The 8,839-nt window shown below is 44.6% G+C and carries 12 protein-coding genes; all 12 read right to left on the bottom strand.

The window, feature by feature from the left end:
- Positions 1-1,496: molecular chaperone HtpG (htpG, locus tag JXL83_03645; protein MBN2363204.1), on the bottom strand; the 1,496-nt coding region annotated here is incomplete at its 3' end.
- Between the two features lie 147 nt (positions 1,497-1,643).
- Complete coding sequence (locus JXL83_03640; protein ID MBN2363203.1) at positions 1,644-2,084, bottom strand: CvpA family protein; 441 nt, start codon at positions 2,082-2,084, stop codon at positions 1,644-1,646.
- Positions 2,081-2,866 (bottom strand): prolipoprotein diacylglyceryl transferase, encoded by a 786-nt coding sequence (lgt, locus tag JXL83_03635; protein ID MBN2363202.1) that lies wholly within the window; start codon positions 2,864-2,866, stop codon positions 2,081-2,083. The genes JXL83_03640 and lgt overlap by 4 nt, the downstream gene beginning before the upstream one ends.
- Before the next feature lies 1 nt (position 2,867).
- Positions 2,868-3,677: an RnfABCDGE type electron transport complex subunit B gene (locus JXL83_03630; GenBank protein ID MBN2363201.1), complete on the bottom strand. Its 810-nt coding sequence runs from the start codon at positions 3,675-3,677 to the stop codon at positions 2,868-2,870.
- Between the two features lie 19 nt (positions 3,678-3,696).
- A complete protein-coding gene (locus JXL83_03625) occupies positions 3,697-4,650 on the bottom strand; it encodes a bifunctional oligoribonuclease/PAP phosphatase NrnA (GenBank protein MBN2363200.1) in 954 nt (317 codons plus the stop codon).
- The gene (gene rbfA / locus JXL83_03620) at positions 4,640-4,990 is read right to left on the bottom strand and encodes a 30S ribosome-binding factor RbfA (GenBank protein ID MBN2363199.1); all 351 of its coding nucleotides are present in this window, start codon (positions 4,988-4,990) and stop codon (positions 4,640-4,642) included. Before rbfA ends, JXL83_03625 begins: the two co-directional genes overlap by 11 nt.
- The gene (locus JXL83_03615) at positions 4,987-6,141 is read right to left on the bottom strand and encodes an FAD-binding oxidoreductase (protein ID MBN2363198.1); all 1,155 of its coding nucleotides are present in this window, start codon (positions 6,139-6,141) and stop codon (positions 4,987-4,989) included. The genes rbfA and JXL83_03615 overlap by 4 nt, the downstream gene beginning before the upstream one ends.
- Positions 6,134-6,451: a (2Fe-2S)-binding protein gene (locus JXL83_03610; protein MBN2363197.1), complete on the bottom strand. Its 318-nt coding sequence runs from the start codon at positions 6,449-6,451 to the stop codon at positions 6,134-6,136. Before JXL83_03610 ends, JXL83_03615 begins: the two co-directional genes overlap by 8 nt.
- Positions 6,448-6,957, bottom strand: a complete 510-nt coding sequence (locus tag JXL83_03605; GenBank protein ID MBN2363196.1) for a 4Fe-4S binding protein — start codon at positions 6,955-6,957, stop codon at positions 6,448-6,450. Before JXL83_03605 ends, JXL83_03610 begins: the two co-directional genes overlap by 4 nt.
- A complete protein-coding gene (locus JXL83_03600; protein ID MBN2363195.1) occupies positions 6,947-8,047 on the bottom strand; it encodes an FAD-dependent oxidoreductase in 1,101 nt (366 codons plus the stop codon). The genes JXL83_03605 and JXL83_03600 overlap by 11 nt, the downstream gene beginning before the upstream one ends.
- The gene (locus JXL83_03595; protein ID MBN2363194.1) at positions 8,044-8,349 is read right to left on the bottom strand and encodes a (2Fe-2S)-binding protein; all 306 of its coding nucleotides are present in this window, start codon (positions 8,347-8,349) and stop codon (positions 8,044-8,046) included. The genes JXL83_03600 and JXL83_03595 overlap by 4 nt, the downstream gene beginning before the upstream one ends.
- Positions 8,339-8,836, bottom strand: coding sequence for an adenylyltransferase/cytidyltransferase family protein (locus JXL83_03590; GenBank protein MBN2363193.1), 498 nt, complete (start codon positions 8,834-8,836; stop codon positions 8,339-8,341). Before JXL83_03590 ends, JXL83_03595 begins: the two co-directional genes overlap by 11 nt.
- Positions 8,837-8,839 lie beyond the last annotated feature (3 nt).

The following is an 8,839-nucleotide window of genomic DNA, read 5'->3' as shown; positions in this document are numbered from 1 at the left end:
TTGATGAACTCGAGAAGCCCTTTGAAACGATCGATTTCTTCAGGGCTGACAGTTTCATTCCGGGTCGTAGTCTCTTCGGAAACTGAAACAAAACTGTGATCTTTATATTTTCCAATACTCTGGACAAGTATCTCGTCAATTCCCGGAAGAAAATAGAGAATCTCAAAACCTTTGGATTTTAACATCTCCTGAGACGGTGATTTTCTTGCTAAATCCTCGGATTCTGCGACGAGATAATATATCTCACTCTGACCTTCAGGCATGGATGAGACATAATCACCAAGATCTCTGAATTTGCCTTCACCGGTCGAAGAAGTCGAAAAAAGCATGAGTTCCAGAAGTTTTTCCCTGTTCGAAATATCTGACAGCGCACCCTCTTTCAGATATTGTCCGTAGCTGATAAAGAACTTTAAGTACGCGTCTCTTTTGTCATTTTTTACTTTTTCGAGCTCTGAGAGTATTTTTTTTGCGATGTTCTGTTTGATCTGCATCAGTTTTCTGTTTTCCTGAAGCAGTTCTCTGGAAATGTTCAAAGGCAGATCGGTGCTGTCAATTACACCTGACACAAACCGAAGGTAGTGAGGCAGAATTTCCTCGCTGTGAGAAAGAATGAGGATCCTGTTTACGTATAGGCTCATTCCGGATTTTATGTCGTCAAAAAATGAAATGGCCGGGCGTTCTGACGGAATGAAAGCCAGGGCGGTAAACTCCTGTTTTCCTTCGGCTTTATAGTGAATAACGGAAAGGGGCTCGTTGAAATCCAAGGAAATCGATTTATAAAATTCAGAGTATTCGTTGGGGGTAATTTCGTCTTTTTTGTACTGCCACAGAGCTTTTTGAGAGTTCACCTGTTTCTTTTCTTTACCTGTGAAAAGCATTATGGGATAATCGACGAAATCCGAAAATCTTTTGACTGTTTCTGTGATTTTCCAATCTTCGAGAAAATCGGTTTCTTCCTTATTAAGATGAAGAACGATCTCGGTTCCCCTGTCGTTTTTGTCGCAGTCTGTGATTTCGTAAGTGTAATCATTTACTTCCGAAGTCCATAATACGGCAGGTTCATCAGGCTTATAGCTCTTGCTTTTCACTTCAATTTTTTTTGCGACCATAAACGCGCTGTAAAAACCGACTCCGAACTGGCCTATAAGATCCGGAAGGCTTTTCAGATCGTTTTTGGAAAGATTTTCCAAATAGCTTCTGGTTCCTGAACGGGCAATAGTACCGAGATTTTCGTCAATTTCAGATTTTGTCATTCCTATACCGTTGTCTTTTACAGTGAGAGTGTTGTTGTTTTTGTCTGGAATTATCTCAATTGTAAAAGAATCCTGAGTTTTAAGAACATTGTCTTCAGTGAGAGCCAGGAACCTCAGTCTGTTTATGGCGTCGGATGAATTCGATATAAGTTCTCTTAAAAAAATCTCTTTTTTCGAATAGAGCGAGTGTATGACTATGTCCAGAAGTTTTTTTGTCTCGGTTCTGAAATCCTGTCTCTGCATTTAATCGCCTCCTTTATATTATTGAAATATATTCAAGACCGGAAAAATGACAAGAGGGGCGTGAATCGAAAGACAAAAAATCAATCCGTGCAAATTAATATTCTTGAAACGCCAGTGGTCCGGAAAATTAAATACTGGTTTTCAAATCTACCTGTTAAAACTTGAAAATACTGATCGAGTGGAGGAAAAAAGAAAATCCGCCGCGAATGAATTGTCAATGACAACTGACGCAGGCGGATATATTGATTTTACGTACAATAAAACGACAGTGAGAGCAAAAGATACTGAAATTATTGAAAACAACGATCCCCACAGCCTGTCCAGAAATGAGACGCCGAAGTTCCTGAGTTTTTTCTGAAGCATCCATCCCAGGGCACCGCTGGAAAAACTGACAAGGATCCAGACGGAAATTGAAACAATACGAACCACCCATGGGCTGTATGGCAGGGAAGCCTCCACATACGAAGCGGCAATGGCTCCTAAAAGAAGACCCAGGAGATAAAAAACAAGCCTGACTATTCCAAGAACCGCCCCAGTGACAAAAGCTGCGGCCACGGCCGTGATTATTACTGCGTCAATGTAGTTCAAGGTGCCGTTTTTTTGTTTTTGGAGTTTAGAAAAAACAGAAAGACAGTGCCGGTAAGGACAAGAAGCAGGCTGAACACCTGTGAAAGGCTGAGATGTCTGAAAATCAGAGCCGATCCTTCGTAGTGTCTCAGAAAATCTATTGAAAACCTGTGAACGCCGTACAAAATCATGAGCCAGGAAAAAACGGCTCCAACAATTTTATTCCTTTTATCTATCAGAAGAAGGAAAAAAGTAAGAAAGAGAGCGGAAGCAGACATGATGAGCTGTGTCGGGATAACTTTGGTTCCAACGGGCGCATCTGGTATCAGATTGCAATTTGAATAGTCATGAAAGAGAATGCCGAATCTGTCGCTTTCCACTCCGTAACAGCAGCCGTTCATAAAACAGCCTATTCTGCCAATGAAAAGTCCTAGTGTGATCGAGGGCGAAACTATGTCGGCTATTTTTAAGAAACCGAGTTTATTTTTTTTGATGTAAATAAAACCGGTCAGAAAACCCAGGAACAAACCGCCGTATATTACCATCCCACCGTGCCAAACCTGTAAAACTTCCCAGAAGTTTTCTCTGAAGTATCCGAAATGCTCTAACACGTACCACAATCTTCCCCCCAGTATTCCGCCGACAAGTATCCAGAACGCGAGATCGTAAACCACGTTAGTGTCCACACCGCGTTTTTTGGCACGCTTTGTCGCAAGAAGTATACCGGCCAGGAAAGCGAGGAACTGCAAGAAACCGTAACTGTATATTTTAAATGGTCCCAGGTCCAACAATAATCTGAACATATTATACGCCCTCAGTGATGCATTTTGAGGGACATGCTTTTATCGCTTCAAGCCAGAGAGATTTGTCTGTTGGGTAATTTACCCTTAGTCGGGGCAGATTGGCGTTCATCTCGAGTGAATTTTCGGGAGATTTCCTTACACAGAGTGAACAGGCGATGCAACCGACTTTGCAGACATCTTTTACATTTTTGAGCTTTTCCGGATTAGAGCATCTTATTACTATTGGGACAGTTGATTCGAAAAGTTTCAGAACGCCTTTCGGGCATGCTTCGACGCATTTTCCGCAACCCGTGCATTTTTCCGCGTCAATTTCAGGCAAGCCCTTTGCTCCCATTTTGATTGCGTTGAAAGGGCAAACCGACACGCAGTCGCCGAAACCTATACACCCGTAAACACACGATTTCATCCCGGCAATGACGAGATTTGCCGCTCTGCACGTCATGAAGCCCTGGTATTTTCCTATGTCGGGAGATTGTTCCCTGTCGCCTCCGCAGAGAAGGAAAGCTGTTTTTTTGGTTTCCGTCTCAGCGTTGACCCCGAGAATCTTTGCGATTTTTTCCGCTGTAACCCCGGCTCCGGGTATGCATCCGGAAGGTTGATATTTGCCTTCGACAACTCCCTTGGCGTAAGCCGAGCATCCCGGAGCGCCGCAGGCACCGCAATTGGCTCCCGGGAGGAGTTTTAGAATCTGTTCCACTCTGGGGTCTGTTTCCACTTTGAATTTTTTTGCGGCTGCGCTGAGGACAATGCCAAAGCAGAGTCCGAGTGCTCCTACAACGGAAGTTGACAGTACTATACCTAAGGTGTTCATGTTTCCTCCTTGAATTTCGTCAGACTTTGAGCGTGTTTTTTACTATTGAAAGAGCTCGCGTTAAATCATGTTCTATTATCGCTCCGGAAGCGAGTTTGTGACCGCCGCCGCCGAGTTTTCTCGACAGTTCGCCGACGTCTTTGTTTCCGGAAGATCTGAAACTGAGTCTCGTGGAACCGTTTCTCTCCCTTAAAAGAACTACTGTGTCTATGTCTTTAAGCTGTAGAAGATAATTGGCCAATCCTTCCGTGTCTTCTTCAGAAACCGAGTAATCATCCATCAGGTCTTTGGTCACTTTACAGTAAATAATGTCGTTGTCTGTTTCCGAAGTTCTGAGAACCTCGGCGTAAAAAAGCAGAGTGTCGGAGGGCAGTCTGAAAATCTCTTTCCATATCCTGTTCGAATTTATTCCCTTTTCTATGAGGGAGGAAGCGATCATAAAAGTTTTCGAAGACACGCTGGAAGTTGAAAAACCGTAAGTGTCGGAGAGTATACCGATGTAAAGGTATTCTGCCGTCTGAAGATCAATACTGTTTGTTCCTATCACGCTCGCTATCAATTCGGCCGTTGAAGAAGCGTTAGGGTCAACTATGTTTATGTCCCCGAAAAGTTTATTGTCGACATGATGGTCTATGTTTATCTTTAAACTATAATATTTAAGAATGTCTGAAAAAGTGTTTCCCAGTCTTTTTACGTCTCCGCAGTCTACGAAAAACGCCGATTCGGAAAAAATTTCCGGGAACTTTTTATGAAATCTCACTACAGGTAAAAAAGAGTATTTCCTTGGGAAAGGTCCTTCGCAGAACACTCTTGTTTTAATGCCGATGCTTTCGAAAATGCTTTGCATGGCCAGAGCTGAACCTATTGCGTCACCGTCGGGTGAAGAGTGCGTGTAAACGTCGGCTGATTTTATTGAAGTGAGATCGGTTCCTTCGAAAAAAGAGGGCTTGTCAGAAACTTTTTCAATTGTCATCGTTTTCTTCTTTCATCAATGATTCGATTTTTTCAATTATCTCCCTGCTTTGATCTTGAATAAAATGGATGTCCGGCATGTATTTGATCCTGATATTCTGGGCGAGAAGGTATCTAAGCGTTTTTTTATTCGCGTTGAGAGATTCGACAGTTTTCGCCTGTTCGTCAGTGGAGCCGAAGACGCTCACTCTGATTTTCGCATTTTGCAAAGCGGAGTCAACGAGAACTCCCGTAACTGTGGACATGGACAGATTGTTTTTTCTGGTGAATGAATTAAGGATTTTGGCTATTTCCTTGGCTATCGTTTCCTCAACTTTTTTCTTTCTGTGTGTCTCTCTCATACCACCGACTTTTCATGAGCGACGATTCCCTTCTCGAACCTGTCAATTCCGAGTCTTTCAAGATCGGGGTCCGAGAAAGAAGGGTCCGTTATCGTGTTTGCCATTAGAACCGAGACTCTCGGAGCGAGCATCAATCCGTGTCCTGAGAAACCGCAGGCGTGAAAATAACCGGCGAGACCGCTGATTTCGCCGAGTATCGGTTGTGCATCAGGGCTCATGCAGTAAAGTCCGGCCCATTGCCTGAGAATTTTGACGTTTCCCAGCGCCGGAATGAAATGATTGAGTTTAACGGACATCTCTTTGAGGAAAGCGATGCCGGAATTGACTTCGGTTCCGGGTTTTTCTCCGGGATTTGTTTGTCCGCCGACGATGCCGCCGTCCTTGACCTGCCTGAAATATATGTTGTATTCGAAAGACATTATCATGTTTCTGAAAAATCGGTTGACCTGTTCCGTGGCAAGAATTTCATGTCTGTGTGGAGTCAGAGGCAAGTTGAGTCCGGCTGTGGATCCGACGAATCCGGCATATCCTCCGGCGGCGTTGACGACAACGGGAGAGGATATTTCACCTCTCGTGGTGGAGACTCCGGTTATCTTTGAATCGCCGGTTTTAATCGACAGAACCTCGGTTCTTGTGAAAAGTGAAACCCCTTTGTCCATGGCATTTTTCATGTACGCAAAATTTATAAGAAAAGGATTTATCGATCCGTCCGTCGAACACCACGTGGCGCCTGTTATTTTTTCCGTGTTGATGAGAGGGACTATTTTTTTTGTTTCTTCGGCAGTGAGGATTTCGACCTCGAGGCCGTGTTTTTTCTGCATCAGGACGTTTTCCCTGAACTGATTCATTTCGGTGTCGGAGTGAGCGAGTATCAGATAACCGCCTTCTTCGTATTCGGTGACCGAGGCGAGTTCTTCTTCGAGTTCTCTGAATCTTTTCACGGATGCCATCGCCAGTTTGACATTTTCCGGCGTGGACCACTGAGCCCTTATTCCTCCGCCGCATCTTCCAGTGCTTCCGGATCCGACAGTGTTTTTTTCCACGACGACTATATTTTTGATGTTCTTTTTTGAGAGTTCGTAGGCAATGGAAGCGCCTATTATTCCTCCGCCGATTATGACGCAGTCGGCCGTTTTCGGAAAATCAGCCATGCTGGCCTCCTCTTCCTCTCGCCACAACGGCGTCAAACGGCTCTTCCGATTCCGCGAGGAACTTAACGGGAATGCTTTTGACAGGAGGTCTCGAGATGGACCAGGTGTCTTCATCGGATAAAAAGCCGTTTTCCCTAAACAATATCTGTTCTACGAGTTTTCTGCAGGTTTTGCCCTGGCAATGCCCCATACCGGCTCTCGTAAGTCTTTTCACTTCGTCAACGCTTGTGAGGTTGTACTTTCTTATCGCGTCTACTATTTCCTGCTCAGTGACGTCCTGACACCTGCAGATTATTTTCATGTCTTTCATTTTGAGCCTCTTTTAGTCTTGATGAATCTGGCTTTGTCAAGCAAGTTCGAAGGAACTTCGACCGTTACGACTGAAGTTCTGTCTGTGGCTTTTGACTTGTTAACCTTGAGAATTTTTCCCTCTGATATGACTTTGCCTTCTCTGTCGAGGACGTCAACAATGTCGTCTTTTTCAGGTACCGGCAGAAATTCGTACGGAAGAGAAACAAAACCCTTCGCGGGGTCTTTCCTGTCTAAACCAACGACGAAGATCGCCAGTCCGGGGCATTGATACACGCAGAGTGAACAGCCGTTGCACAAAGTGTGGTCTATTGACGGTATTCCGTTTATTCCTTCGGCAATGGATATGGCTCCTCGCGGACAAGCTCCAACGCATGGATTGCAGGGTATTTCCTGAAAGCATTCTATGACTGCTTTTGCTGAAACGGCGAGCGCATTTTTGTCAGGAAAAGAATTAGCCAGAGAATCGCGGCAGGGTAATCCGTCGTTTGAAACATTATTTTTCATTTATAAACTCTCCGATTAATTTTGAATTTCCAACTCTCGCTTTTTCTCCGAAAGGGCCGTCTCTGAAAATCCTCAATTGCTCTAATATGCTTTCTCGCGATTTTTGAATTTCATCATGTCTTTCCCGCGAAATCGACAGAGCCGCGGATAATCCGGCGAGTTTGCCTTCAAGAGTTGCAGTGACGGCTTCCTCGATGCCGGATACGTCACCGCATAAAAACACGTCTTTTCTCGTCGTCGTCATATATTCGTCGTGAACGGCGAGTTTTCCTCCCAACTCTGGAACAATTTTCATTCTGCAGCCGGCCAGTTCGAGAAGGTCTGAAAGAGGCGTCAGTCCGACGGCCAAACATATCGAATCAACCTCGAATTTTTTCTCGGTTCCTGCGACAGGATTAAAATTCCTGTCAATTTCAGAAACTATTGCGGCATTTACTCCTTTTTCACCGTCGCCTTCGGCTTTCACAATCGTGTGTTTTGTGAGAATTGGAACTCCTGTTCTGCGAAGCTTTGCAGAGTGAACGAGGTAACCTCCGACACGGGGGAGGGCTTCGACGACGGCCGCGATTTCAACTCCGGCCTGGATGAGCTGGTAAGAAACAATGAGCCCTATGTTGCCCGATCCTATCATTAAAACCCGTTTTGCAGGTTTTACACCGAAAACGTTCATGAGAGTCTGTATAGCGCCTGCGCCATATATGCCAGGCAAGTCGTTGTTGACGAAGTTTATCGAATTTTCTGATGCTCCCGTAGCTACGACGATCGCCTTGGCTTCTATTTCTTCAAAACTGTCAGGATAAGCTATTCCTATTGTATTTCCGTATATGCCGGTGGCGCAAGCTTCTGTATGTATGGATACGCCGTTTTTTTTGCAGTTGTCTATGAGAATTTCAGCTATGTCTATTCCTCTGAAGCCGCAAAGATGCTCTTTAGACCCGAAAAATTTGTGCGTCTGCTTGATCAGCTGGCCGCCGAGAATGAAATTGTCGTCGAAGACGTCGACTTTCATTCCGTATGCAGATGCCTCATGAGCGGCGGAAAGTCCCGCGGGGCCGCCTCCGATTATTGCTACGTCAGTGCGGAATTTCAAGTCAGGTCTCCTTTTCCTTTCTGTCTTTTAACGAGCATGCCTTCTCTGACAGGAGTTACACATGTCATCACGTTTGGTTTTCCGTCGACTACCATAAGACAACTCGCGCATTTTCCCACACTGCAGAAAAGTCCTCTCGGCCGGTCGTGCTTGTCTGTGATCCTGAAAGTGATATTTCCGCTGGCTATCAGAGCGGCAGCAACGGTTTCTCCTTCGTAAGCTTCTATTTTTTTGTCCTCAAAAAAGAAATGAATCTTATTTTTTCTTTTAAAGTCAATCACAGGATGCTCTTCAATTCTCATCAATTCTCCTTTCGCAGTACCTTTTGATTATCTTGTCAATGATTTTTGAAGTGCCCGCTCCTTCGACGAGAGGGAAAATATGGGTCTCTGATGCCACACCGCTTCCTACGACCGTTTCCGGAGTGTAATCGCCTCCCTTGACAATTACGTCAGGTTTGACGAAATTTACTAATTCAAACGGAGTGTCTTCTCCGAAAATAATAACGCAATCGACGTATCTTACGGCACGCAGAAGCGAAGCTCTTTCAGATTCGATCAGAATAGGTCTCTTGTCGCCTTTAAGTCTCCGGATTGATTCGTCGCTGTTGAGACCAACTAACAGTGTGCTCCCAAAGGTTTTACAATACCTTAAAACTTCTACGTGGCCTAAGTGAATTATGTCGAAACAGCCGTTGGTAAAGACTGTTTTTCCCGACAGGGAAGCATGTTCTAAAAATTCACGAATTTCACTGTTGTCTTTTCCGAAAACATATATGTTGTCTCTCATCTT

This window comes from candidate division WOR-3 bacterium (assembly GCA_016934535.1).
In the GTDB taxonomy this organism is placed as follows: Bacteria; SDB-A; SDB-A; order SDB-A; family SDB-A; genus JAFGIG01.
This window is presented reverse-complemented; position numbering and strand designations above follow the sequence as displayed.